The 23,458-nt window shown below is 71.9% G+C and carries 23 protein-coding genes and 1 pseudogene; 18 read left to right on the top strand and 6 right to left on the bottom strand.

Annotated elements, in window-relative coordinates; all coding sequences use genetic code 11:
* The first annotated feature begins 125 nt into the window (after nucleotides 1-125).
* Both ACFWYM_RS38810 and ACFWYM_RS38805 read left to right on the top strand, forming a co-directional pair.
* The gene (locus ACFWYM_RS38810; RefSeq protein WP_384848258.1) at nucleotides 126-794 is read left to right on the top strand and encodes a trimeric intracellular cation channel family protein; all 669 of its coding nucleotides are present in this window, start codon (nucleotides 126-128) and stop codon (nucleotides 792-794) included.
* A 66-nt stretch (nucleotides 795-860) separates the two neighbouring features.
* The gene (locus ACFWYM_RS38805; protein WP_384848255.1) at nucleotides 861-1,715 is read left to right on the top strand and encodes a thioesterase family protein; all 855 of its coding nucleotides are present in this window, start codon (nucleotides 861-863) and stop codon (nucleotides 1,713-1,715) included.
* A gap of 62 nt (nucleotides 1,716-1,777) precedes the next feature.
* Here ACFWYM_RS38805 and ACFWYM_RS38800 read toward each other — a convergent pair whose 3' ends face one another.
* Nucleotides 1,778-2,374, bottom strand: coding sequence for a TIGR03086 family metal-binding protein (locus ACFWYM_RS38800; RefSeq protein ID WP_384848252.1), 597 nt, complete (start codon nucleotides 2,372-2,374; stop codon nucleotides 1,778-1,780).
* 151 nt (nucleotides 2,375-2,525) lie between these two features.
* Between ACFWYM_RS38800 and ACFWYM_RS38795 the strand changes: the two genes are divergently transcribed.
* Nucleotides 2,526-3,527, top strand: a complete 1,002-nt coding sequence (locus ACFWYM_RS38795) for a helix-turn-helix transcriptional regulator (protein ID WP_384848249.1) — start codon at nucleotides 2,526-2,528, stop codon at nucleotides 3,525-3,527.
* Here ACFWYM_RS38795 and ACFWYM_RS38790 read toward each other — a convergent pair.
* Complete coding sequence (locus ACFWYM_RS38790; RefSeq protein ID WP_384848246.1) at nucleotides 3,466-4,377, bottom strand: alpha/beta fold hydrolase; 912 nt, start codon at nucleotides 4,375-4,377, stop codon at nucleotides 3,466-3,468. The two genes, ACFWYM_RS38795 and ACFWYM_RS38790, sit on opposite strands and share 62 nt — an antisense overlap.
* Before the next feature lie 22 nt (nucleotides 4,378-4,399).
* Complete coding sequence (locus ACFWYM_RS38785; RefSeq protein ID WP_384848243.1) at nucleotides 4,400-5,026, bottom strand: TetR family transcriptional regulator; 627 nt, start codon at nucleotides 5,024-5,026, stop codon at nucleotides 4,400-4,402.
* Between the two features lie 111 nt (nucleotides 5,027-5,137).
* Here ACFWYM_RS38785 and ACFWYM_RS38780 point away from each other — a divergent pair, with 111 nt between their 5' ends.
* From ACFWYM_RS38780 to ACFWYM_RS38770, 3 genes are all read left to right on the top strand, one after another.
* Entirely contained in the window at nucleotides 5,138-5,305 is a 168-nt protein-coding gene (locus ACFWYM_RS38780; RefSeq protein ID WP_384848329.1) for a hypothetical protein, read from the top strand.
* 11 nt (nucleotides 5,306-5,316) lie between these two features.
* Nucleotides 5,317-5,589, top strand: a complete 273-nt coding sequence (locus tag ACFWYM_RS38775; protein ID WP_384848240.1) for a DUF4190 domain-containing protein — start codon at nucleotides 5,317-5,319, stop codon at nucleotides 5,587-5,589.
* 67 nt (nucleotides 5,590-5,656) lie between these two features.
* Nucleotides 5,657-6,826: a cysteine desulfurase family protein gene (locus tag ACFWYM_RS38770; protein ID WP_384848237.1), complete on the top strand. Its 1,170-nt coding sequence runs from the start codon at nucleotides 5,657-5,659 to the stop codon at nucleotides 6,824-6,826.
* Here ACFWYM_RS38770 and ACFWYM_RS38765 read toward each other — a convergent pair.
* The gene (locus ACFWYM_RS38765) at nucleotides 6,823-7,551 is read right to left on the bottom strand and encodes an N-acetylmuramoyl-L-alanine amidase (RefSeq protein WP_384848234.1); all 729 of its coding nucleotides are present in this window, start codon (nucleotides 7,549-7,551) and stop codon (nucleotides 6,823-6,825) included. The genes ACFWYM_RS38770 and ACFWYM_RS38765 overlap by 4 nt on opposite strands.
* A gap of 61 nt (nucleotides 7,552-7,612) precedes the next feature.
* Between ACFWYM_RS38765 and mnmA the strand changes: the two genes are divergently transcribed.
* A complete protein-coding gene (gene mnmA / locus ACFWYM_RS38760; protein ID WP_384848231.1) occupies nucleotides 7,613-8,743 on the top strand; it encodes a tRNA 2-thiouridine(34) synthase MnmA in 1,131 nt (376 codons plus the stop codon).
* A 44-nt stretch (nucleotides 8,744-8,787) separates the two neighbouring features.
* Here mnmA and ACFWYM_RS38755 read toward each other — a convergent pair whose 3' ends face one another.
* Complete coding sequence (locus tag ACFWYM_RS38755) at nucleotides 8,788-9,777, bottom strand: NADP-dependent oxidoreductase (protein ID WP_384848226.1); 990 nt, start codon at nucleotides 9,775-9,777, stop codon at nucleotides 8,788-8,790.
* Nucleotides 9,778-9,847: 70 nt separating this feature from the next.
* Between ACFWYM_RS38755 and ACFWYM_RS38750 the strand changes: the two genes are divergently transcribed.
* Complete coding sequence (locus ACFWYM_RS38750; protein WP_384848223.1) at nucleotides 9,848-10,825, top strand: GlxA family transcriptional regulator; 978 nt, start codon at nucleotides 9,848-9,850, stop codon at nucleotides 10,823-10,825.
* Here the strand turns inward: ACFWYM_RS38750 and ACFWYM_RS38745 are convergent.
* Nucleotides 10,809-11,171 carry a DUF427 domain-containing protein gene (locus ACFWYM_RS38745; RefSeq protein WP_384848220.1) on the bottom strand — a complete coding sequence of 121 codons (363 nt, stop codon included), beginning with the start codon at nucleotides 11,169-11,171 and terminating at the stop codon, nucleotides 10,809-10,811. The genes ACFWYM_RS38750 and ACFWYM_RS38745 overlap by 17 nt on opposite strands.
* A gap of 120 nt (nucleotides 11,172-11,291) precedes the next feature.
* On the opposite strand from ACFWYM_RS38745, the gene ACFWYM_RS38740 reads away from it, so the two are divergent.
* The 10 genes and pseudogenes from ACFWYM_RS38740 to gatB all read left to right on the top strand — a co-directional run bounded on the left by ACFWYM_RS38740 (nucleotide 11,292) and on the right by gatB (nucleotide 23,309).
* The gene (locus ACFWYM_RS38740; protein ID WP_384848217.1) at nucleotides 11,292-12,140 is read left to right on the top strand and encodes a class I SAM-dependent DNA methyltransferase; all 849 of its coding nucleotides are present in this window, start codon (nucleotides 11,292-11,294) and stop codon (nucleotides 12,138-12,140) included.
* Nucleotides 12,137-12,682 carry a TIGR00730 family Rossman fold protein gene (locus ACFWYM_RS38735; RefSeq protein WP_384848214.1) on the top strand — a complete coding sequence of 182 codons (546 nt, stop codon included), beginning with the start codon at nucleotides 12,137-12,139 and terminating at the stop codon, nucleotides 12,680-12,682. Before ACFWYM_RS38740 ends, ACFWYM_RS38735 begins: the two co-directional genes overlap by 4 nt.
* 58 nt (nucleotides 12,683-12,740) lie before the next feature.
* Entirely contained in the window at nucleotides 12,741-13,430 is a 690-nt protein-coding gene (locus tag ACFWYM_RS38730; protein WP_384848211.1) for an SDR family oxidoreductase, read from the top strand.
* Nucleotides 13,427-14,458, top strand: a complete 1,032-nt coding sequence (locus ACFWYM_RS38725; RefSeq protein WP_384848208.1) for a methionine synthase — start codon at nucleotides 13,427-13,429, stop codon at nucleotides 14,456-14,458. The genes ACFWYM_RS38730 and ACFWYM_RS38725 overlap by 4 nt, the downstream gene beginning before the upstream one ends.
* Nucleotides 14,459-14,489: 31 nt before the next feature.
* Nucleotides 14,490-16,673 (top strand): NAD-dependent DNA ligase LigA, encoded by a 2,184-nt coding sequence (gene ligA, locus ACFWYM_RS38720; RefSeq protein WP_384848205.1) that lies wholly within the window; start codon nucleotides 14,490-14,492, stop codon nucleotides 16,671-16,673.
* Nucleotides 16,674-17,368: 695 nt separating this feature from the next.
* Nucleotides 17,369-19,435, top strand: a pseudogene (locus ACFWYM_RS38715) (putative bifunctional diguanylate cyclase/phosphodiesterase); the annotation flags it as partial.
* 298 nt (nucleotides 19,436-19,733) lie between these two features.
* A complete protein-coding gene (gene gatC, locus ACFWYM_RS38710) occupies nucleotides 19,734-20,030 on the top strand; it encodes an Asp-tRNA(Asn)/Glu-tRNA(Gln) amidotransferase subunit GatC (protein ID WP_010984178.1) in 297 nt (98 codons plus the stop codon).
* A gap of 5 nt (nucleotides 20,031-20,035) precedes the next feature.
* A complete protein-coding gene (gene gatA / locus ACFWYM_RS38705) occupies nucleotides 20,036-21,544 on the top strand; it encodes an Asp-tRNA(Asn)/Glu-tRNA(Gln) amidotransferase subunit GatA (protein WP_384848202.1) in 1,509 nt (502 codons plus the stop codon).
* Complete coding sequence (locus tag ACFWYM_RS38700) at nucleotides 21,541-21,783, top strand: hypothetical protein (RefSeq protein WP_384848199.1); 243 nt, start codon at nucleotides 21,541-21,543, stop codon at nucleotides 21,781-21,783. The genes gatA and ACFWYM_RS38700 overlap by 4 nt, the downstream gene beginning before the upstream one ends.
* Nucleotides 21,784-21,797: 14 nt before the next feature.
* Nucleotides 21,798-23,309 carry an Asp-tRNA(Asn)/Glu-tRNA(Gln) amidotransferase subunit GatB gene (gene gatB / locus ACFWYM_RS38695; protein WP_384848323.1) on the top strand — a complete coding sequence of 504 codons (1,512 nt, stop codon included), beginning with the start codon at nucleotides 21,798-21,800 and terminating at the stop codon, nucleotides 23,307-23,309.
* Nucleotides 23,310-23,458 lie beyond the last annotated feature (149 nt).

The following is a 23,458-nucleotide window of genomic DNA, read 5'->3' as shown; positions in this document are numbered from 1 at the left end:
ATACGCGTCCAGCGGGAGAGTGCCCCCAGCACTCTCCCGCTCGGTGCATCTCCGGGCGCTCGGCGGACAATCGGCGGACAGCGCCACATACCGGGCCCATGCCCGGCCGCAGGTAAGAATGGCGCGTGCTCCAAGACCTCTTCACGCCCTCCGTCCAGCACGCCCTGGACATCGTCGGGATCTTCGTCTTCGCGATCTCCGGCGCCCTGCTCGCCGTGCGCAAGAACTTCGACGTGTTCGGCATCGCGGTCCTCGCCGAGGTCACCGCGCTCGGCGGCGGGCTCTTCCGTGACCTGGTCATCGGCGCGGTGCCCCCGGCGGCCTTCACCGACCTCGGCTACTTCATCACCCCGCTCTTCGCGGCGCTGCTGGTCTTCTTCCTCCACCCCGAGGTGGAGCGCACCCAGCTCGCGGTGAACGTCTTCGACGCGGCGGGACTCGGCCTGTTCTGCGTCACGGGCACCACGAAGGCGTACGACTACGGGCTCGGCCTCACGTCGTCGGTGGCCCTCGGCCTGGCGACGGCGGTCGGCGGCGGTGTGCTGCGCGACATCATCGCCAACGAGGTGCCGTCTCTGGTGCGCTGGGACCGCGACCTGTACGCGGTGCCCGCGATCGTGGGCGCCACGATGGTGGCGCTCTGCATCCGCTATGAGGCCCTGACGGCGTTCACGAGCGGCCTGGCGATCGTGACGGCGTTCGTCCTGCGACTGCTGGCGATGAAGTACCACTGGCGGGCACCGCGGGCGTGGAACCGCAGGTCGGCGGCGGTGGAGCCGGAAGAGGGCGCGTGAGCTCCGGAAGCAACGGAGGTCCTGAAAAAGCTACCGCTCAGTAGTTTCCTGTTGTACCTTGCCTGCATGAAGGCAGATGCAGCAGCGACGATCGGCGACAGCGAGTTCGACCGGGACACCCGGGTCACGCTCCGCGAGCCGGGTGTCTACGACGCGGAGCTCTCCGCGGGCTGGACGATCATCAACGCCGTCAACGGCGGCTACCTCCTCGCCCTCATCGGCCGCGCCCTCGCCGACGCGCTGCCGCACGACGACCCCTTCACGATCTCGGCGCACTACCTGACGGCGTCGCAGCCGGGCCCGGCGGTCATCCGCACCGACGTGGTCCGCGGCGGCCGCACGCTCTCCACCGGCCAGGCGTCGCTGTTCCAGTACGACGAGGAGGGCCGCGAGGTGGAGCGCATCCGCGTCCTGGCCTCCTACGGCGACCTGGACACCCTCCCCGACGACGTCCGCACGACGGCGAAGCCCCCCGCGATCCCGCCGATCGACCAGTGCTTCGGCGCGGGGGACGCCCCCGACAACGCCCCGCCCGTGCCCGGGAGTTCGGCGATCACGGAGCGCCTGGCGCTGAAGCTGGACCCGTCCACGCTCGGCTGGGCCCTCGGCGCGCCCTCGGGCAAGGGCGAGATGCGCGCCTGGTTCTCCCTGGCGGACGGCCGCGACGCGGACCCCTTGTCGCTCCTCCTGGTGGTGGACGCCCTGCCTCCCACAGCCTTCGAACTGGGCCTGATGGGCTGGGTCCCCACGGTCGAACTCACCACGCACATCCGCCACCGCCCCGCCCCGGGCCCCCTCCGCGTCTCCATCACGACCCGCAACCTGGCGGGCGGCTTCCTGGAGGAGGACGCGGAGGTCTGGGACAGCGAGGACCGGCTGGTGGCCCAGTCCCGGCAGCTGGCGCGGGTCAAGCTGGCTTGATGGGGGTGCCCCCGTCACAGGGGGCTGCGGCGCCCTCCGCCGCAGGGGGCCGCAGCCCTCCGTCACATGGCGCTGCGCCCCATCCAAGCCCCCAACTCCCCATACACGTCCGCCCCTTCGGCCGCGGGCTGCACGTCGGCGAAAGGTACTCCCTCGCCCCGGCGGTCGGCGGGCAGCACCTGGCGCGCGACCCCGAGCGCGAATCGGGCCACCTCCTGGTCCAGCTCACCCGTGGAACGCCCCAGCGCGACCGCCAGGTCCCACGTGTGCGTCGCCGACTCCATCACGTAGCCGGACACCGCCGCCCGGCCCGGTACCTCGCCCCACGGCACCGTGACCGTAGCGTCGAGGCGGGCGTCGTCCGTCCACGCGGCGATCGCACGCCGGCGCCCCTCGTCGTACGCGGCGCCCCACGCGTCGTCCGCGAGCCCCTTGATGTCCACGTCCACGGCGAGCCCGTCCCCGCCCTCGCCCACCACCGCGACGCGCTTCAGTCCGCCGACGAGATGCCCGATCAGGGCGCGCACGTCGAACTCGGTACACGGCGTGGGGTCGGACAGCTGCTCGGGCTTGACCGACGACACCAACTCCAGGAGCTGCTCGCTGGCGCGGGCGAAGAGCGGGCGGGGGTCGGGCAGGGGCTGGTTCGTCGAGGTCATGTCTGTCTCCAAGAGTCGTCGCACGCCCACGAGATGGGCTCCGTATGACTGTCGCGGCGTCCGCGTACGAGAAGCAGGGTGCCCCTATAACCTGACAGCTACCGTCAGCCTTTCCCCCGGAAATCTCCCCGAACTGCGAGATCCTGCCCCCGTGAAGTCCGACCGCCTCCTCTCCATCCTCCTTCTCCTCCAGACCCGTGGGCAGGTGCCCGCCCACGAGCTGGCCGACCGGCTCGAGGTCTCCGTGCGCACCATCTACCGGGACATCGAAGCCCTCTCGGCCTCCGGTGTGCCGGTCTACGCCGAGCGCGGGCGGCACGGCGGGATCGCGCTGCTCCCGGGGTACCGCACCGATGTCACGGGGCTGACCGCCGACGAGTCGCGGGCCCTGTTCATCCTGGGCAGTCAGGGCGCGCACGCCGCGCTCGGCCTGGACGCCGCGCTCGGCTCCGCGCTGCGCAAGGTCATGGCCGCACTGCCCGAACCCCACCGGCCCGCCGCCGAGTTGACGAGCCGTCGGATCCTCGTCGACTCCTCGCGCTGGACACGCGGCGTCCCGGCGGCCGCCGTCGAGCTCGATGTGCTCCAGGACGCCGTCTTCGCGGACTGCCGCCTGCGGCTGCGCTACCGGCACAGCGGCGCCACCGAGCCGAAGACGTACACCGTCGACCCGTACGGCCTCGTCTCCAAGGCCGGCATCTGGTACCTGGTCGCCGACCGCGACGGCGAACCACGGCTCTTCCGCGCCGACCGGGTGCGCTCGGCGGCCCTCCTGGACGAACCGGTCCAGCGGCGGCCCGGCGTCGAACTCGCCGACGCCTGGGAGGTGTTGCGGCGCCAGGTCGAGGAGCGACCGGGCCTCGTCGCGGTGACGGCACGCGTACGCAGGGAGCGGCTCGACATGTTCCTGCGGCTCTGCGGCGGCGCCCTCACGGAGCCCCCGGAGAGCGCCGGGGAGGGGGAGTGGGCCACCGTCCGGCTCGGCTACGGCGATGTGCGCGAGGCCCGCACGCTGCTGGCCTTCGTCGACACGGTCGAGGTCCTCGACCCCCCGGAGGCCCGCGCACTGCTCGCCCGCGACGCCGCCGCGATCAGCGCGCTGTACCCCCCTGAGCCGGCGGCGCCTGAAGGAAGCGGGTCAGCGCGGCCGTGAGCGACGCGGGCGCGTCCTCCTGTACGAGGTGTCCGGCGCCCTCGATCAGCCGCAGCTCGGCGCCGGGGATCAGCTTCGCCAGCTCATGGCCCTTCGCCACCGGGATCCAGGTGTCTTCCGTGCCCCAGCAGATCAGTATGGGGGACGTCCCCAACTCGCCGTAACGGTCCTGGACTTCGTCCGTGTACCGCTGGTCGTTCTGCTCGATCTGGCGGTAGAAGGCGGGCCGTCCCGCCTCCGTGCACCAGGGGTCCACGAGCCGGTCCAGGGTCGCGGGGTGCAGGCCGGGGTGGCTCGCCGAGCTCACGTACTCGCGGACGAGGGCGCGGTGCAGCTCGGGCGGCAGCTGCGCGAAGACGTCCGCGTGCGCGCCGAGGAGGCGGTAGGTGGGGGAGCCCCAGGGGGCGAGCGCCACCGGGTCGACGAGGGCGAGGCGGGCGTAGCGCGCGCCGTGCAGGAGGTGCGCGCGCAGCGCCACGCAGCCGCCGAAGTCATGGGCGACGACGGCTGGTTGGGTCGTGCCTGTGCCCCCGCCCGCACCTCCGACACCGTCACCGTCGAGGCCCCAGTGCGCGAGCAGCTCCGCGAACACCCGCGCCTGCGCGGCCAGCGACACATCCTGCCCGGCCCGCATCTCGGACGCCCCGTAGCCGGGCATGTCCCAGACGTGCACGCGGTGTCCGGGCGCGAGCGCGCGGGCGATGTCCCGCCAGACATACGAGGAGAAGGGCGTGCCGTGGAGGAGGACGACGGGCGGGGCGTCCTCCGGTCCGAGCGCCGCCCAGCGGACGGTGCCGGACGAGCTGTCGAAGGTGCGGTCGAGGGTCCAGGCGTCGTGGGCAACTGTCATAGACAGTGAGCCTAGTTGACCCTTACCGGTCCAGCCAGTGGTAGCGGCCGAGGCTCACCAGGAGCAGCTGCTTGCGGGCCGTCGCGGCCGTCCGTGCCGCCGCGTCGGTGTCGCCGTCGGCGTCCAGGAACGCCGACGCCGTCATCACCATGTGGTCGACGTACATCCGGGCGAGCATCAGCAGATCGTCCTCGTCCCAGCCCTTGCCCTCCGGCTCGCGCGCGAACTGGCCGGCCACCTCCCGTGCGAACAGGTCGAGTTGGGCGCCGATGGCGTCCCGCACCGCCCTGACGCCGCCGTGCCGCTCGCGGGCGATGAAGCGGACGTGGGCGGGGTGGCTGCGGACGTACGCGGCGATCAACTCGACGGTCGCCGCGATCCGTTCCTCGCCGTCCCCGGTCGCCGCCAGCAGCGCGCCGAGCGTCGTGTGCAGGCTGTCGAGCGCCTCCTCGACCAGGGCCACGCCGAGGTCGGCGGTGTCCCGGAAGTGGCGGTAGAAGGCGGTGGGGGCCACGCCCACGGCACGGGTGACCTCGCGCAGGCCCAGGCTGCTGAGGCTCTGCTCCTCCAGGAGCGCGAGCGCCGCGTCGAGGAGGGCCTGGCGGGTCTTCTGCTTCTGGGCCTGCCGGCTGCCGAGGGTGTGACTCATGCCATGCAGTTAACAACTGTTCTCTGAGATTTGAAAGCCGGAGAGGGCGTAGACTCTCCAGTCAGTGAACAGTTGTAACCACAACTGTTCACCTATCCTGCCGCCCTCCCTTTGAGAGGCATTCACATGCTGTTCCTCGTCGCCGCCCTCCTGCTGCTCGGCGTCGCGCTCGGCTCCGTGGCCCACGCCCCGCTCCCCGTCACCTTCGTCGCCGCCGCCGTCATCGGCCTCTGGCTGCTGGTGTTCGCGATCCGCGAGCGCCGCGCCCGCCGTCACTGAGGAGTCATCTCATGCACCTCACCGCCCCCGCCGCCTCTCCTGCCGTGCGCCGCGACGCCGACGGCATGGCCGTCGCCTCGTTCGTCCTCGGTCTGCTCGGCCTGCTCGTCCTGAACCTCTTCCTCGGCCCCGTCGCCATCGTGCTCGCGAGCCTCGCCCTGTGGCGCGGCACCGCCCGCCGCGGCCGCGCGCTGCTCGGCCTCGGCCTCGGTGTGGCCGACCTCGTCGTGCTCGCCACGCTCATCTCCGTTGACGGCACGGCCTCTTGGAGTCTCGCGGGCTGAGACGTTCGGGGAGGTGGGCGACGGCCGGGGCGGGCTGCGCCGAGTGCCTCGTAGAATCGGGGGCACCATGGCCTATCTCGACCACGCCGCGACCACTCCGATGCTGCCGGAGGCGATCGAGGCGATGACCGCCCAGCTCGCCGTCACCGGAAACGCCTCCTCGCTGCACGCGGCCGGGCGCCGGGCCCGGCGCACCGTCGAGGAGGCCCGCGAGGCGCTCGCCGCCTCGCTCGGCGCCCGCCCCAGCGAGACCGTGTTCACCTCGGGCGGCACCGAGTCCGACAACCTCGCCGTGAAGGGCCTGTTCTGGTCCCGCCGCGACGCCGACCCCGCCCGCGTTCGCGTCCTCGCCAGCCCCGTCGAGCACCACGCGGTCCTCGACGCCGTGGACTGGCTCGGCGAGCACGAGGGCGCCACCGTCGAGTACCTCCCGGTCGACGCGCACGGCCGCGTCCACCCCGACGCCCTGCGCGCGGCCGTCGAGCGGAACCCCGACGACGTCGCCCTGGCCACCGTCATGTGGGCCAACAACGAGATCGGCACGCTCCAGCCGGTGCAGGAACTCGCCGCCGTGGCACGGGAGTTCGGCATCCCGCTGCACGCCGACGCGGTGCAGGCGTTCGGCCAGGTGCCCGTCGACTTCGGCGCCTCGGGGCTCGCCGCGATGACCGTCTCCGGGCACAAGATCGGCGGCCCGTACGGCATCGGGGCGCTGCTGCTCGGGCGTGAGTACAGCCCCGTGCCGGTTCTGCACGGCGGCGGCCAGGAGCGCCATGTCCGCTCCGGGACCCTCGACGTGCCCGCCGTCGCGGCCTTCGCCGTGGCGGGCCGGCACGCCGCCGCGCAGCGCGCCCGGTTCGCCCGCGAGGTCGGCGCGCTCCGCGACGACCTGGTGAAGTCCGTGCAGGCGGCGGTCCCGGACGCGATCCTCGGCGGCGACCCGTCCCCGGAGGGCCGCCTCCCGGCCAACGCCCACTTCACGTTCCCCGGCTGCGAGGGCGACTCCCTGCTGCTCCTCCTGGACGCCCAGGGCATCGAGTGCTCCACCGGCTCCGCGTGCACCGCGGGCGTCGCCCAGCCCAGCCACGTCCTGCTCGCCACGGGCACGGACCCGGACCTGGCCCGCGGCACGCTCCGCTTCTCCCTCGGCCATACGTCGACCGAGGCGGACGTCGAGGCGGTGGCGGAGGCGATCGGCCCCGCCGTGGAGCGGGCGCGGGCGGCCGGGCTGAGCTAGCTCTTCTCCCGCTTCGCCTTCGCCTCCGTCTGGTCCAGGCGCTTCCGCGCGGCCCGCACCTCGCGCATGTAGAGGTCCCAGTCCCAGTTCGGCCCCGGGTCCGTGTGGTCCGTGCCCTGCACCTCCACGTGCCCGATGATGTGCTCCCGGTCCACCGGTATCCCGTACCGCTTGCAGATCCCGGCGGTGAGGCGGGCCGACGCCGCGTACATCCGCGGCGTGAACGAGGACTTCTTGTCGACGAAGCCCTCGTGCTCGATGCCGATGCTCCGCTCGTTCATGTCCTTGTTGCCCGCGTGGAACGCCACGTCGAGCTCTCTGATCATCTGGGCGACGTGGCCGTCCTTGCGCACCACGTAGTGGGCGGCCGCGCCGTGGGACGGGTCCTTGAAGACGCGCAGGGCCGTGTCGTAGCTGCCCTGGACGACGTGGATGACGACGCGGTCTATGCGGTAGTCGTCGGGGCGGTCCGCACGGCGCCAGTTGTACTCGGACGCGGCGACCCACTGCGCGCCCTTCGCGTCGACCTCGCCCTCCTTGCGGCGCTTGACGACTCCGGGCAGCCGCCACCAGAGGCGCCCGAGCTCGTCGCGGGCGAGGACGGCGGTGCCCGCGGCGGCCACGGCGCCGCCGATCAGGAGTGTGCGGCGGTTGAGGCCCCGCCCCTGTGAGCGGGGCGCGGGCCGTTCGCCGTCCTGTCCCTGAGTCGTCTCGTCTTCCCCCATGTGATCGTGAACGCATACGCACGGGCATCCGGTTCCCGTCGGCCCGTACCCTGTAAGGGCTATGACTGAGACCCCGCAGCGCACCCGCCCCCTCCGCGTACTCGCCGCCATGTCCGGAGGCGTGGATTCCGCCGTCGCCGCCGCCCGCGCGGCCGAAGCCGGGCACGACGTGACCGGAGTGCACCTCGCGCTCTCGGCCAACCCGCAGTCGTTCCGCACCGGCGCCCGCGGCTGCTGCACCATCGAGGACTCCCGCGACGCCCGCCGCGCCGCGGACGTCATCGGCATCCCGTTCTACGTGTGGGACCTCGCCGAGCGGTTCCGCGAGGACGTCGTCGAGGACTTCATCGCGGAGTACGAGGCCGGGCGCACCCCCAACCCCTGCCTGCGCTGCAACGAGAAGATCAAGTTCGCGGCGCTGCTCGACAAGGCCCTCGCGCTCGGCTTCGACGCGGTCGCCACCGGCCACTACGCCCAGGTGATCGTGAACGAGGACGGCACCCGCGAGCTGCACCGCGCCTCGGACATGGCCAAGGACCAGAGCTACGTCCTCGGGGTCCTGGACGACCGCCAGCTCGCCCACGCGCTCTTCCCCCTCGGGGACACGGTCACCACGAAGGACGAGATCCGCGCGGAGGCCGAGCGCCGGGGCCTCGCCGTCGCCAAGAAGCCGGACTCGCACGACATCTGCTTCATCGCGGACGGCGACACCCAGGGCTTCCTCGCCGACCGGCTCGGCAAGGCGGAGGGCGACATCGTCGACGCCGACGGCAACAAGCTGGGCACGCACGAGGGGGCGTACGGCTTCACGATCGGCCAGCGCAAGGGGCTCAGGATCGGCACCCCCGCCCCGGACGGCAAGCCGCGCTACGTCCTGGACATCTCGCCGGTGAACAACACGGTGACGGTCGGCCCCGCCGCCGACCTGGACGTCACCGCGCTCACCGCCGTCAAGCCCCGCTGGTGCGGCGTCGCCCCGTCCGGGCCCGGCACGTACACCGCCCAACTGCGCGCCCACGGCGGCGAGACGGAGGTGACCGCGGAGCTCGTCGACGGCTCGGAGCTGAAGGTCTCCTTCGCCGAGCCCGTACGGGGCGTGGCCCCCGGCCAGGCGATCGTCCTGTACGACGGGACGCGCGTGGTCGGCTCGGCGACGATCGCGACCACGGAGCGGGCGACGGCCGCCGCGTAGCGGTTCGGGGCGGGCGGGTCAGCCGGGGCAGCCGATCAGCCGGGTCAGGACACCCGGAGCACGATCTTGCCCCGGGTGCGGCCCTCCTCCCCGCGCGCGTGGGCCTGCGCGGCCTCCTCCAGGGGCAGCACCGCGTCGATCTCGACCCGGAGCTTTCCCTCCTCGACGAGACGGGCGACGGCCTGGAGTCCCGCGCTGTCCGGCTCCACGACCGTCCAGCCGAGGTGCACGCCCCGCTCCGCGGCCGCCCGCGCCGACGGCAGGTCGTCCGGCGACGGCAGCGTCACCAGGTGGCCGCCGGGGCGCACGAGGGGCAGCGAGCGGTCTCCGTAGTCGCCGCCGATGCCGTCCAGGACGACGTCGACGTCCCGTACGGCGGTGGCGAAGTCCGTCGTCGTGTAGTCGATCAGCTCGTCCGCGCCGAGGCCCTTCAGGAAGGCGTGCTTGTCCGCGCGCGCGGTGCCGATGACGTACGCGCCCCTGGCCTTGGCGATCTGCACCGCGAGGTGGCCCACGCCGCCCGCCGCCGCGTGGATCAACACCCGCTGTCCTGACCGCAGTTGCGCGGTGTCGACGAGGGACTGCCAGGCCGTGAGGGCGGCGAGGGGGAGCGCGGCGGCCTCCACGTGGCCGAGGGCCTCCGGCTTGCGCACGAAGCGGCGCGCGGGGGCCGTCACGTACTCGGCGTACGCACTCGCCTGCTCGGGGAAGCGCGGCATCCCGAACACCTCGTCCCCGGGCGCGAACAGGGTCACTCCGGGGCCGACCGCCTCGACGGTGCCCGACACGTCGTAACCGAGGATCGGGGTCTGCGGCTCCCAGGGGACGATCGTGCCGTGGGCGCGGATCTTCCAGTCGACGGGGTTGACCCCGGCCGCGTGGACGCGCACCAGGATCTCGGTCAGGCCGGGCTCGGGGCGGTCGACCTCGACGGGGGTGAGGACGTCGGGGGCGCCCCAGGAGGGGGCGGCGATGGCGCGCATCTTCTTGTTCGTGCTGTTCGTGCTGTTCAGGCTGTTCGTGTTCGTCGTCATGGCTTCAGCCTGAGGCTCTGCGGTCGATCATGGTGCTGGCAGTATGGCCATGATGTGACAGGATCTGGCCATGGCAGCCAGCAGCGTGCACCGCGTCGCCGTCCTCGCGCTCGACGGTGTGTACCCCTTCGAACTGGGCATCCCCTCAAGGGTCTTGGGGAGCGCCGAGGACGCCTCCGGGCGGTCCCTGTACGACGTCGTCGTGTGCACCGTCGACGGGCGTCCCGTGCGCACGGAGGCGGGGTTCTCGGTGGCCGTGGAGCACGGTCCCGAAGTGCTCGCGGGCGCCGACACCGTCGTCATCCCGCCCACCCGCCACCTCTGCGGCGGCACCGACGAGGGCGTCCTGCCGCCGCCGCTCGCCGCCGCCCTCGCCCGGATCAGGCCCGGTACGCGCATGGTGTCGATCTGCAGCGCCTCGTACGTGCTCGCCGCCGCCGGGCTCCTCGACGGGCGGCCCGCGACGACGCACTGGCAGGTCGCCCGGCACTTCCAGCGCACGTTCCCCCGGGTCAGGGTCGACGAGGACGTGCTCTTCGTGGACGACGGGGACGTGCTGACGGCGGCGGGCGTCGCCGCGGGCGTGGACCTGTGTCTGCACCTGGTGCGCCGGGACCACGGCAGCGCGGTCGCCAACAGCGTCGCGCGCGTGTGCGTCGTGCCGCCGTGGCGCGACGGCGGACAGGCCCAGTACATCGAACGGCCCGTCCCGGAGCCGACGATGGCGACGACGGCCGCCACACGCGCGTGGGCGCTCGAACGGCTCCAGGAGCCGCTCTCGCTCGGCGAGATGGCCGCCCACGCGCGCATGAGCCTGCGGACCTTCACGCGCCGCTTCCGCGACGAGGCCGGGACCACTCCGGGGCGCTGGCTCACCGCACAGCGCCTCGAACTGGCCCGGCAGCTCCTGGAGTCGAGCGACCTGTCCATCGACCTCGTCGCGCACCGGGCGGGCTTCGGGACGGCCAACTCGCTGCGCCAGCACATGCGTTCCGTGCTCGGCACGTCGCCCGCGGCCTACCGCAGGACGTTCACGGCTGTGCGCTGACGTCCACTTCGTCGACGTCCGCTTCGGTGACCTCGACTTCGTAGAAGCAGAGGTGGTCCTTGATCCCGGCCACGTCGGGCTTCGGGTCGGGGTAGGCCCACACCAGGTCCTGCGCGCCCGGCAGTGACCAGTAGGAGGCCGTTCCCTTGAACGGGCAGTACGTGGTGGTCTCCGACGCCGTCAGCAGATCGGTGCGCACGTCCTCCGGAGGGAGGTAGTAGCGCACCGGGCAGCCCGTCTCACGCAGCAGGAGCGGGCGTCCGCTCTCCGCCACGACCTGCCCGCCGTGGACCACGCGCACACGGTCGGTGCCCTGCTCGACGGTGATCCGGTGTCCCTGGGTCATCAGTTCCGCCTCTCTTCGGGTACTGGGTGCAGCGTTGTCCACAGGCGGCTTGTTCCCGCCCCGCGCCATGACACAATCACGCTCCGCAATGGCTCATCACTCACTGTCATGGAGGCGCGTGTGGCTGCCGACGACCTGAAGCGGAACCGCAAGTCCCTGGTCCACAAGGCCCGTTACGCCCTGCGGCACCCCGGCCGCGTTCCGGCCCATCTGCGCCGCGCCCTGCGCGACGCCGTGCTCCGGGTCAAGCACCGCGACCACGTCGCGTACTACCGGGCGGTGATGGCCTCCGACGCGGCCCGCAGCGCCGAGGCGGCGGTCGGCGGCGGCCCCTCGGTCGACCGGTGGACGTGGATCGGCAAGATGCAGTTCGACTACCTGGTGGAGCACGGCCTGCGCCCCGAGCACCGCCTCCTGGAGATCGGCTGCGGCAACCTCCGCGCGGGCCGCCTCTTCATCGACCACCTCGAAGCCGGGCACTACCACGGCATCGACATCTCCCCGGACATCCTCCTCGCCGCCCAGCGCACCCTGGTGAGCCAGGGGCTGCGCGCCAAGACCCCGCACCTCACCCTCGTCGACAACCTCACCTTCGACTTCCTGCCCGACGCCCACTTCGACGTCGTGCACGCGCACAGCGTCTTCTCGCACTCGCCGCTGCACGTCATCGAGGAGTGCTTCGCCCACGTCGGCCGCGTCCTCGCGCCCGGCGGCCACTTCGACTTCACCTTCGACCGGACCGAGGGCAAGGAGCACCAGGTCCTGCGCGAGGACTTCTACTACCGCACCCAGACCCTCGTCGAACTCGCCGCGCAGCACGGCCTGTCGGCCCGCTTCATGGCCGACTGGGAGGACAAGCCGCACGGCCAGTCGAAGATCCGGATCACCCACGCCCCGAAGGACAGCCGGACGGAGTCCCTGCTGCCCGAGCCCCGGGTGTCGGAGGTGCGTCGTACCGTGGGCGCATGAACATCTGCGTCTTCCTCTCCGCCGCCGACCTCGACGACCGCTACACCCGCCCCGCCCGCGAGTTCGCCGAGCTGCTCGGCAAGGGCGGCCACACGCTCGTGTGGGGCGGCTCGGAGAGCGGCCTGATGAAGGTCGTGGCGGACGGCGTGCAGGAGGCGGGCGGGCGGCTCCTCGGGGTCTCGGTGGACTTCCTCGCCGCGAAGGCCCGCACCGTGTCCGCGCCGGACGAGATGGTGATCGCGCGCGACCTCGCCGAGCGCAAGGCGCTGCTCCTGGAGAAGGCCGACGCCGTCGTGATCATGGTGGGCGGCACGGGCACGCTCGACGAGGCCACCGAGATCCTGGAGCTGAAGAAGCACGGCAAGCACACCAAGCCGGTCGTGCTGCTCAACTCGGCAGGCTTCTACGACGGGTTGAAGGAGCAGTTCCGCCGCATGGAGGACGAGGGCTTCCTGCCGGTGCCCCTCACCGACCTGGTCTTCTTCGCCGAGGAGCCGGTCGGGGCGCTGGCGTACCTGGAGGAGTCGAGCGGACAGGTCTGACCGTCTCGGCCCCTGGGCGCGTTCCGGCCCCGCGCGGCCGGAATGCGACGATGGGCCCATGGCTACACATGTGATCACCGGCGCGGGCTCCGGCATCGGCGCCGCCGTCGCCCGCCGCCTGCACGCCCGCGGCGACGACCTCGTCCTGCACGCCCGCGACGCGGCGCGCGCCAAGGACCTCGCCGCCGAGTTCCCCGGCGCGCGCACCCTCGTCGGCGACCTGGACGACCCGGACAAGATCTCTTGGGCCTTCGGGCACCAGACGCTCCCGGACCGCGTGGACTCCCTGCTGCACATCGCCGGCGTCGCCGACCTCGGCCCGGTCGGCGAGCTCACCCCCAAGTCCTGGCGCCACCAGCTCAACGTGAACCTGATCGCGCCCGCCGAGCTGACCCGCCACTTCCTGCCCCAACTCCGCGTCGCCCAGGGCCACGTGATCTTCGTGAACTCGGGCGCGGGCCTGACCGCCAACGCCGACTGGTCCGCGTACGCCGCCTCCAAGCACGGACTGAAGGCCCTCGCCGACTCCCTGCGCCACGAGGAGCACGGCAATGGCGTCCGGGTCACCTCCGTGTACCCCGGCCGCACCGCCAGCCCCATGCAGCAGAAGATCCACCAGCAGGAGGGCAAGGAGTACGACCCCACGCGCTGGATCGACCCCGAGTCCGTGGCCACGACCATCGTGATGGCCCTCGACCTGCCGCGCGACGCGGAGGTCAACGACCTGACGGTGCGGCCCGGCCGATGAGCGAACGCGTGCGGAGAGCAGGTGTGTGGGGAGCGGCCACCGGCGTCGGATCGATGCCCGGCGGTGACGCGCGCGAGGCCGCGAAGACCGTCACCGGCACCTTCGAGAGCGCCGAGCAGGGCATCCCGTACCTCGCGGAGCTCCCCGCGCGCGGGCCCGGCGCCGACATGATCGGCCGGAGCGCCGGACTCCTCGTCGACCTGTACGCGCGCGTGGAGCCCAGCGGCTGGCGCATCGGCGACCACCCCGGGCGCGACACCAGGCGCGCCCGCTCCTGGCTCGGCGAAGACCTCGACGCCCTCGAGGAGTTCACGCAGGGGTACGAGGGACCGCTCAAGGTCCAGGCCGTCGGCCCGTGGACCCTCGCCGCCGCCCTGGAGCTGCGCAACGGCGAGGCCGCGCTCAGCGACCCGGGCGCCTGCCGCGACCTCGCGGGCTCCCTCGCCGAGGGCCTGCGCGCCCACCTCGCGGACGTGCGCCGCCGCGTCCCCGGCGCCGACGTGGTGCTCCAGCTCGACGAGCCCTCGCTCATCGCGGTGCTGCGCGGACAGATCAAGACGGCCAGCGAGTACCGCACCCACCGCGCCGTGGACCGCCAACTCGTCGAGAGCACCCTGCGGGACGTGCTCGCCGTCCACGGCGTCGACGGGGGACCGACCGTCGTCCACTCCTGCGCCCCCGACGTGCCGTTCGCGCTGCTGCGCAGGGCGGGCGCCGACGCCGTCTCGTTCGACTTCGCGCTGCTCACCGAGCGTGACGACGAGGTGATCGGGGAGGCCGTCGAGGGCGGTACACAGCTGTTCGCCGGTGTCGTGCCCGGCGTGGACGGCCCATTGTCAGACCCTGCCGGTAGCGTCATGGGTGTCAGGTCGCTGTGGCGCAGGCTGGGGCTGAATCCGGGTTCTCTCGCGGAGTCGGTCACGGTCACTCCGTCGTGCGGACTCGCGGGCGCGTCGCCCGCGTACGCACGACAGGCGCTCGCCCACTGCGCCCGGGCAGCGAGATCACTCGCGGACAACCCTGAGTAACGGGGTCTGAAGGTAACGGGAGGACGAGACGGTGGCTGTCGAACAGCAAGGCACAGTGCCCGCCGAGGCACGGGACAAGCACGCCCAGCTGGCCGAACAGATCGAGGAGCACCGCTTCCGGTACTACGTGAAGGACCAACCGGTCGTCAGCGACGCCGAGTTCGACAAGCTCCTGCGCTCCCTCGAAGCGCTGGAGGAGCAGCACCCCGAGCTGCGCACCCCGGACTCCCCGACCCAGAAGGTCGCCGGTGCCTACGAGACGGACTTCGCGTCCGTGGAGCACCGCGAGCGCATGCTCTCCCTCGACAACGCCTTCGACGACGAGGAGCTCGGCGCCTGGGCCGACCGCGTCGCCAAGGACGTCGGCACGACCGACTTCCACTTCCTGTGCGAGCTGAAGGTCGACGGCCTCGCGGTGAACCTGACGTACGAGGACGGCAGACTCACCCGCGCCGCCACCCGCGGCGACGGCCGCACCGGCGAGGACATCACTCCGAACGTCCGCACGATCGCCGACATCCCCGAGCGCCTCAAGGGCGAGCGCATCCCCGCCCTCGTCGAGATCCGCGGCGAAGTCTTCTTCCCCATGGAGAAGTTCGAGGAGCTCAACGCCCGCCTGGTCGAAGCGGGCGACAAGCCCTTCGCCAACCCGCGCAACGCGGCGGCCGGTTCACTGCGCCAGAAGGACCCGCGCGTCACCGCGACCCGCCCCCTGCACATGGTCGTGCACGGCATCGGCGCCCGCGAGGGCTTCGACATCGACTGCCTCTCGCACGCCTACGAGCTCCTCCACGAATGGGGCCTGCCCACCGCCCAGCACAACAAGGTGGTCCAGGACCTCGACGGCGTACGGGCGTTCATCGCCCACTTCGGCGAGCACCGCCACTCCGTGGCGCACGAGATCGACGGTGTCGTCGTCAAGCTCGACGAGATCCCCCTCCAGGGCCGCCTCGGCTCCACCTCCCGCGCCCCGCGCTGGGCCATCGCCTGGAAGTACGCGCCGGAGGAGGTCAACACCAAGCTCGTCGACATCAGAGTCGGCGTCGGCCGCACCGGCCGCGTCACGCCGTACGCGGTCGTCGAGCCCGTCACCGTCGCGGGCTCCGAGGTCGAGTTCGCCACCCTGCACAACCAGGACGTGGTGAAGGCCAAGGGCGTCTTCATCGGCGACACGGTCGTGCTGCGCAAGGCGGGCGACGTCATCCCCGAGATCCTCGGCCCCGTCGTGGACCTGCGGGACGGCAGCGAGCGCGAGTTCGAGATGCCCTCCGAGTGCCCCGAGTGCGGGACGGCGCTGCGCCCCATGAAGGAGGGCGACATCGACCTCCGCTGTCCGAACGGCCAGTCGTGCCCGGCCCAGTTGCGCGAGCGCCTCTTCTACCTGGCCGGCCGCAAGTGCCTGGACATCGAGAACTTCGGCTATGTCGCGGCCGCCGCCCTCACCAACCCCCTGGAGCCCTCCACCCCGCCGATCCTCGACGAGGGCGACATCTTCGACCTCAAGGTCGACGAGCTGCTCCCCATCAAGTCGTACGTCCTGGACCAGGACTCCGGCCTGCCCAAGCGCGACCCGAAGACCGGCGAGGAGAAGGTCGTCACGTTCTTCGCCAACCAGAAGGGCGAGGCGAAGAAGAACACCCTGGCGATGCTGGACAACATTCAAGCCGCGAAGGAACGCCCTCTCGCGCGCATCATCACGGGCCTGTCCATCCGCCATGTGGGCCCGGTCGCCGCGGTGGCCCTCGCCCGCGAGTTCCGCTCCATCGACCGCATCGAGCAGGCCACCGAGGAGGAGCTGGCGGCCGTCGAGGGCGTCGGACCCACCATCGCGGCCTCCCTGAAGCAGTGGTTCGAGGAGGACTGGCACCGCGAGATCCTCCGTAAGTGGAAGGCCGCAGGAGTCCGCATGGAGGAGGAGTCCACCGGCGACGACGAGGGCCCCCGCCCCCTCGAAGGACTCACGGTGGTCGTGACCGGAACGCTCGCGCACCACACCAGGGACGGCGCCAAAGAGGCCCTGCAGTCCCGTGGGGCGAAGGTGACCGGTTCGGTCTCCAAGAAGACGTCGTTCGTCGTCGTGGGCGACAATCCCGGCTCGAAGTACGACAAGGCGATGCAGGTGAAGGTCCCCGTTCTGGACGAGGACGGCTTCGCGGTCCTCCTGGAACAGGGACCGGACGCCGCGAAGGAAGTCGCGCTTCCGACCGAGGAGTAGCGGTTGAAGGCCACCCGTTCAGCGCATACCAGATGCATACGGGTGGCCGGGTCGCATTCGGGCAACCGTTGTCGACCGCTGCCCGTGGAAGCCTTCTGCGGCCTACTGTTGAGGTGTGCGCCTGCCGTGCCCCGGTGCGGATGGGGTATCTCCTGCTCATCGAGAGCCTGGGGAAGGGTTTTCAGACGCGGCTGACTTGGGACTGGGTCCGCGTGGCGTGGGCACCGCCGGCTGTGAGAGGGACGGGAATGGAACCGACCGAGAGCGTCGCCCCGGACTCACGGCTGCGAGCCCGCCTCAAGGCCGGGCCGGGCGCCTGGTTCAGCCGCCGCGACCGTGGCACTTCGGGCACATCCGATGCCGCACGCGCATCCGGCGTACAGGGCAAGGAAGTTGAGCTGCGCGAGCCGGAGCGGAGCCCCGTCGGGGCGCGCGCCGCGGACCGGCGGACCACGGCCGGGGGAACGCCCATCGGCCCGGTGCTGAGCACCGGAGTCCAGGAGGGAGCCGGGCCCGAGACCGAGCAGCGGGCGAGAGACCCCCGCGCCACCGACTCTGGCGCCACCGACTCCCGTGCGACCGACTCCCGTATGGCCGACCCCCGTACGACCGCGACGCGGCCCTCCGTCTCCGCCGAGTCCCGGACGTCCGAAGCACGTCGGCCGCTGTGGCGCGTCCTGGACCGTCGCGGGCCGCATCCGCCGCACGGCGGCCAGGAGGGCCACGAGCCCTGGCCGCTGCTGCCCGTCGCCGTCGTGGCCGCCGCCGCGGTCGTGCTCGGCACGGGCTTCTTCCACGCCTTCACCGACCACCACGCGCTGTTCCCGTCCGGCACCGTCGGCTGGTCGCTCGCCGTCCTCACCGGACTCATCGTCGCCCACCTCGTCGCCCTCGGCCGCGACCGCTGGTGGGGCGGTACGGGCTCGGGTGGCGCCCTCACCGTCGCGGTGCTCCTGCTGTACGGCTGGGTGCCCGCGGGCATGGTCAGCCTCACCGTCGTCGTGCTGGTCAGCGTCGCCCGGCGCAACCGCTGGCGGCAGGGCCTGCTGCACGGCGCCGTCGACCTCCTCGGCATCGGCGCCGCCGCCCTCGCGATGGCCGCGTTCGGCACCGCGCCCTCGGCCGAGTCGCCCTGGCTGCCCGAGAGCTGGGACCTGTACACCGCCCCCGAGGTGGCGCTCGTCGCCGCCACGTATCTCGGCGTCACCCGCGTCCTGTTGTGGTACGTGCACGCGCCGCGCTCCGGGGCGCTGCCGACCGTCACCCGCACCGCCCTCGTGAGACAGGGCCTGGTCGGCGTGGCCCTGCTGGGCATCGCACCCCTGATCTGCGTGGTGGCGACAGCGCTGCCGATTCTGCTGCCCCTCTTCGCGATCCCGCTGGTCGCGCTCGACTCCACACTGTGGATCGCCCGGGCCCGCGCGGAGGAACAGCTGCGCGACCCGCTGACCGGGCTGCCCAACCGGCAGTGGCTCCTGGAGCGCACCTGGACGGCCATCGACGACGCCGAGCGCATTGGGGCGCGGTGCGCGCTGATGCTCATCGACATGGACCGCTTCCGCTCCGTCAACGACACCCTCGGCCATCTCGCCGGTGACCGGCTCCTGTTGCAGATCGCCGACCGGCTGCGGCTCGCCCTGCCGCGCGGCGCGGAGGCGGCCCGCCTCGGCGGCGACGAGTTCGCGGTGCTGCTCCCGGTGGCCGACTCCACGACGTCGGCGTCCCGCGTGGCCCGCTCCCTGGTCGCGGCGCTCGGCTCCCCGCTCGACCTGGACGGACTGACGCTGGTCCTGGAGGCGAGCGCCGGGCTCGCCGTCTTCCCGGACCACGCGCTGGACGCGGAGGGACTGCTGCGGCGCGCGGACGTCGCGATGTACCAGGCGAAGCGCGACCGCACCGGAGTGGAGGTGTACGAGTCGAAGCGGGACTCCAACACCCCTGACCGCCTCGGGCTGTTGGGAGATCTGCGCCGGGCCCTGGACGCGGGCGAGGTGGAGCTGCACTACCAGCCGAAGGTGCGCTTCGACGGACAGGTCGCGGGCCTGGAGGCGCTCGTGCGCTGGGTGCACCCCGAGCGCGGGAAGGTCCCGCCGGACGAGTTCATCGCGATCGCGGAGTCGTCCGGCCTGATGCCGCATCTCACCGAGTACGTGCTGGAGACGGCGCTCGCGCAGGTCGCGCGCTGGCAGGCGCAGGGCCTGAAGGTGCCCGTCGCGGTGAACGTCTCGCCGCGTGACGTCCACACCCCCGGCTTCGCCGGAGCGGTGGCGGCCCGCCTCGCCCGGCACGGGGTCCCGGCAGGAGCGCTCCAACTGGAGATAACGGAACACGTGCTTCTGGAGGACCCGCAGCGGGCGGCGGACACGCTCGCCGGACTGACCGGGCACGGGGTGAAGATGTCGCTCGACGACTTCGGCACGGGCTACTCGTCCCTGGTCCACCTGCGGCGGCTCCCGGTGAGCGAGCTGAAGATCGACCGGTCGTTCGTGGCCCGCCTCGCCGTGGACACGGAGGACGCCGAGATCGTGCGCTGCACCGTCGACCTGGCGCACTCGCTGGGCCTGCTCGTCGTCGCGGAGGGCGTCGAGGACGACGAGACGTGGGAGCGGCTGCGGGACCTCGGGTGCGACGCGGTGCAGGGGTGGCTGGTCGCGGCGGCGATGCCGGAGGAGGAGACGACGGCGTGGCTGCGGGCGCGGGGGTCGCGGGGCTGGCAGCGGCCTGCCGCTCAGGCCGCGGAGGGGGAGCGGTCCTCCAAGTAGGGCGCCCTGGCCTGCGGCCGCCGGTCCGTGGGAGGGGACACATGACCTGTGTCCCGCGTCGCAGAGAACGGGTGGGCGGGTGGGAGACCCGGCGCGGAGCGGCGAAGAGGCTGCCGCGGAGCGGCGAGGAGACCCGGCGCGGAGCGCCGGGGAAGGCCCCGCGGAGCGGGGCAGCAGCCGTCGCGGAGCGGCGTAGAGACCGTCGCGGAGCGGCGGGGAGAAACCGCTGCACGGGCAACCGCTCGCGCCCCATAGGATTGGGGGCACAACCCACACACTCACCCCAGAGGATCGCTGCATGCCTGGCATCACGCGCGAGGAGGTCGCCCACCTCGCCCGCCTAGCACGTCTGGAGCTGAAGGCCGAAGAGCTCGACCACTTCGCCGGACAGCTGGACGACATCATCGGCGCGGTCGCCCGCGTCTCTGAGGTCGCCGACCAAGACGTACCGCCGACCTCTCACCCGCTGCCGCTGACGAACGTCATGCGCGCGGACGAGGTCCGTCCGTCGCTCACCCCCGAGCAGGCGCTCTCCGGCGCCCCGGCCCAGGAGCAGCAGCGTTTCAAGGTGCCGCAGATCCTGGGGGAGGACTAAGAACCATGACGGACAACAGCAACGTCAACATCATCAAGCTCACCGCCGCCGAGATCGCCGCGAAGATCGCCGACGGCAGCCTCACCGCCGTCGAGGTCACCGAGGCGCACCTGGCCCGCATCGAGGCCGTCGACGAGAAGGTGCACGCCTTCCTGCATGTGGACAGGGAAGGTGCCCTCGCGCAGGCCCGTGCCGTCGACGAGAAGCGTGCCCGGGGCGAGAAGCTCGGGCCGCTCGCCGGTGTGCCGATCGCGCTGAAGGACATCTTCACCACGGAGGGGATCCCGACCACGGTCGGCTCGAAGATCCTCGAGGGGTGGATCCCGCCGTACGACGCGACGGTCACGAAGAACCTGAAGGCCGCCGACGTCGTCATCCTCGGCAAGACCAACATGGACGAGTTCGCCATGGGGTCGAGCACCGAGAACAGCGCGTACGGCCCGACCGGCAACCCGTGGGACCTCACCCGCATCCCCGGCGGCTCCGGCGGCGGCTCCTCCGCGGCCCTCGCCGCGTACGAGGCGCCGCTCGCCATGGGCACCGACACCGGCGGCTCCATCCGCCAGCCCGCCGCCGTCACCGGCACCGTGGGCGTCAAGCCGACGTACGGCGGTGTCTCCCGCTACGGCATGGTGGCCTTCTCCTCGTCCCTGGACCAGGGCGGCCCCTGCGCCCGTACCGTCCTGGACGCGGCCCTCCTGCACGAGGCCATCGCCGGGCACGACCCGCTGGACTCGACCTCCATCGACGCCCCGGTCCCCGCGGTCGTCGAGGCCGCGCGCAACGGCAGCGTCGAAGGCATGCGCGTCGGCGTCGTCAAGCAGTTCGCGGGTGAGGGCTACCAGGCCGGCGTCGTCCAGCGCTTCAACGAGTCCGTGGAGCTGCTCAAGTCCCTCGGCGCCACCGTCGTCGAGCTGGACTGCCCCTCGTTCGACCTGGGCCTGTCCGCGTACTACCTGATCGCCCCGTCCGAGTGCTCGTCCAACCTCGCGCGCTTCGACGCCATGCGGTACGGCCTGCGCGTCGGCGACGACGGCACCAAGTCGGCCGAGGACGTCACCGCGCTGACCCGCGAGGCGGGCTTCGGTGACGAGGTCAAGCGCCGCGTCATCCTCGGCACGTACGCGCTCAGCTCCGGCTACTACGACGCGTACTACGGCAGCGCCCAGAAGGTCCGCACGCTCATCACCCGCGAGTTCGAGGCGGCCTTCGAGCAGGTCGACGTCATCGTGTCGCCGACCACGCCGACCACCGCCTTCCCGATCGGCGAGCGCGCCGACGACCCGATGGCGATGTACCTCGCGGACCTGTGCACGATCCCGACCAACCTGGCGGGCAACGCCGCCATGTCGCTGCCCTGCGGCCTCGCGCCGGAGGACGGCCTGCCCGTCGGGCTCCAGATCATCGCCCCCGCCATGAAGGACGACCGCCTGTACAAGGTGGGCGCTGCCGTCGAGGCCGCCTTCGTGGAAAAGTGGGGCCACCCGCTGCTTGAGGAGGCTCCGTCGCTGTGAGTAGTGCTGTGAGCAAGGCCAAGGGCTTCAAGAAGTCCAAGACCGGTACGTATCTGTCGATCGGCACCACCGCGTTCGGCGCGATCAGCGTGGTCAAGCAGGCCAAGAAGGCTCGTTTCGAGGGCGACACGCTGCGCCTGATCGACGCCGCCGTGTCCGCCGCCGCCATCGTCACCGGCGTCGCGCTCCTGGTGCGCGAGCTCAAGCGCCTCGGCGACGACGACGTCCTGCTGGGCTGAGAGGGAAAGTTTCCATCGTGACCACCGAACTTCTGTCGTACGAGGACGCGTTGGCGTCGTACGACCCCGTCATGGGCCTCGAGGTCCATGTCGAGCTCGGCACCAAGACGAAGATGTTCTGCGGCTGCTCGACCGAGCTGAAGCAGGACGCCAACAGCCAGACGTGCCCGACCTGTCTCGGCCTGCCCGGCGCGCTGCCGGTCGTCAACGAGATCGGCGTCGAGTCCGCCATCAAGATCGGCCTCGCTCTCAACTGCGAGATCGCCGAGTGGTGCCGCTTCGCCCGGAAGAACTACTTCTATCCGGACATGCCGAAGAACTTCCAGACCTCCCAGTACGACGAGCCGATCGCCTACAACGGCTACCTCGACGTGCAGCTGGAGGACGGCGAGATCTTCCGTGTGGAGATCGAGCGCGCCCACATGGAGGAGGACACCGGCAAGTCCACGCACGTGGGCGGCGCCACCGGCCGCATCCACGGCGCCTCGCACTCGCTGCTCGACTACAACCGCGCGGGCATCCCCCTCATCGAGATCGTCACCAAGCCGATCGAGGGCGCGGGCGACCGGGCCCCCGAGGTCGCCAAGGCGTACGTCGCCGAGCTGCGCGAGGTCATCAAGGCGCTCGACGTCTCCGAGGCCCGCATGGACAAGGGCCAGATGCGCTGCGACGTGAACCTCTCGCTGCGTCCCAACGGGACGGAGAAGTTCGGCACGCGCTCCGAGACGAAGAACGTCAACTCCCTTCGCTCCGTGGAGCGCGCGGCCCGCTTCGAGATCCAGCGGCACGCGGCGGTGCTGTCCTCCGGCGGCACGATCGTCCAGGAGACCCGTCACTTCCACGAGGAGGACGGCTCCACGACGTCGGGCCGCATCAAGGACAACGCCGAGGACTACCGGTACTTCCCGGAGCCCGACCTGGTGCCCGTCGCCCCGTCCCGCGAGTGGGTCGAGTCGCTGCGCGCCGCGCTCCCCGAGCAGCCCCTCGCACAGCGCAACCGGCTGATCGAGGAGTGGGGCATCACCGCCCACGACATGCAGTCGATCCGCAACGCCGGTGCCATCGGCCCGATCGTCGCCACGATCAACGCCGGCGCGGACTCGGCCTCGGCCCGCAAGTGGTGGATGGGTGAGCTGGCCCGCAGCGCCAACGAGCAGGGCGTCGAGCTGGGCGCGCTGCCCATCACGCCCGAGCACGTGGCCCGCGTCTCCGAGCTCGTCGCCGCCGGCGACCTGAACGACAAGCTGGCCCGCCAGGTCATCGACGGCGTCCTGAAGGGCGAGGGCACGCCGGACGAGGTCGTCGACAAGCGCGGCCTGAAGGTCGTCTCGGACGACGGCGCGCTGACGAAGGCCGTCGAGGAGGCGATCGCGGGCAACGCGGCGATCGCCGACAAGATCCGTGGCGGCAAGGTCGCGGCGGCGGGCGCGCTGGTGGGTGCCGTCATGAAGGCGACCCGTGGCCAGGCCGACGCCGCGCGCGTCAAGGAGCTGATCCTGGAGCAGCTGGGCGTGAGCGAGGGCTAGCCGTCAGCTGTACGGGCTTTTCCTGCACGGGCTTTTCCTGTACGGGCCTTTCGTGTACGGGCCTTTCGTGCACGGGCTTCTCCTGTACGGGAGTTGGGGCGGCGCCCCGGGTGGGGGGGGCCCCCCGCCGCGGTGTCACATAGTGAGCC

It is taken from the genome of Streptomyces sp. NPDC059009 (assembly GCF_042740175.1).
Taxonomy (GTDB): Bacteria; Actinomycetota; Actinomycetes; order Streptomycetales; family Streptomycetaceae; genus Streptomyces.
Note: the sequence above shows the minus strand (reverse complement) of the source record. Positions and strands in the feature narration are given on the sequence as shown.

What these genes read in the sequence shown, in the direction of transcription:
- ACFWYM_RS38775 (WP_384848240.1), top strand. Translation starts at nt 5,317, where the DNA reads ATGCACCTCACCGCCCCCGCCGCCTCTCCTGCCGTGCGCCGCGACGCC.
- ACFWYM_RS38730 (WP_384848211.1), top strand. Translation starts at nt 12,741, where the DNA reads ATGGCTACACATGTGATCACCGGCGCGGGCTCCGGCATCGGCGCCGCC.
- mnmA (WP_384848231.1), top strand. Translation starts at nt 7,613, where the DNA reads ATGACTGAGACCCCGCAGCGCACCCGCCCCCTCCGCGTACTCGCCGCC.
- gatC (WP_010984178.1), top strand. Translation starts at nt 19,734, where the DNA reads ATGCCTGGCATCACGCGCGAGGAGGTCGCCCACCTCGCCCGCCTAGCA.
- ACFWYM_RS38735 (WP_384848214.1), top strand. Translation starts at nt 12,137, where the DNA reads ATGAACATCTGCGTCTTCCTCTCCGCCGCCGACCTCGACGACCGCTAC.
- ACFWYM_RS38725 (WP_384848208.1), top strand. Translation starts at nt 13,427, where the DNA reads ATGAGCGAACGCGTGCGGAGAGCAGGTGTGTGGGGAGCGGCCACCGGC.
- gatA (WP_384848202.1), top strand. Translation starts at nt 20,036, where the DNA reads ATGACGGACAACAGCAACGTCAACATCATCAAGCTCACCGCCGCCGAG.
- ACFWYM_RS38755 (WP_384848226.1), bottom strand. Translation starts at nt 9,777, where the DNA reads ATGACGACGAACACGAACAGCCTGAACAGCACGAACAGCACGAACAAG.
- ACFWYM_RS38800 (WP_384848252.1), bottom strand. Translation starts at nt 2,374, where the DNA reads ATGACCTCGACGAACCAGCCCCTGCCCGACCCCCGCCCGCTCTTCGCC.
- ACFWYM_RS38770 (WP_384848237.1), top strand. Translation starts at nt 5,657, where the DNA reads ATGGCCTATCTCGACCACGCCGCGACCACTCCGATGCTGCCGGAGGCG.
- ACFWYM_RS38805 (WP_384848255.1), top strand. Translation starts at nt 861, where the DNA reads ATGAAGGCAGATGCAGCAGCGACGATCGGCGACAGCGAGTTCGACCGG.
- ACFWYM_RS38765 (WP_384848234.1), bottom strand. Translation starts at nt 7,551, where the DNA reads ATGGGGGAAGACGAGACGACTCAGGGACAGGACGGCGAACGGCCCGCG.
- ACFWYM_RS38790 (WP_384848246.1), bottom strand. Translation starts at nt 4,377, where the DNA reads ATGACAGTTGCCCACGACGCCTGGACCCTCGACCGCACCTTCGACAGC.
- ACFWYM_RS38745 (WP_384848220.1), bottom strand. Translation starts at nt 11,171, where the DNA reads ATGACCCAGGGACACCGGATCACCGTCGAGCAGGGCACCGACCGTGTG.
- ACFWYM_RS38785 (WP_384848243.1), bottom strand. Translation starts at nt 5,026, where the DNA reads ATGAGTCACACCCTCGGCAGCCGGCAGGCCCAGAAGCAGAAGACCCGC.
- ACFWYM_RS38750 (WP_384848223.1), top strand. Translation starts at nt 9,848, where the DNA reads ATGGCAGCCAGCAGCGTGCACCGCGTCGCCGTCCTCGCGCTCGACGGT.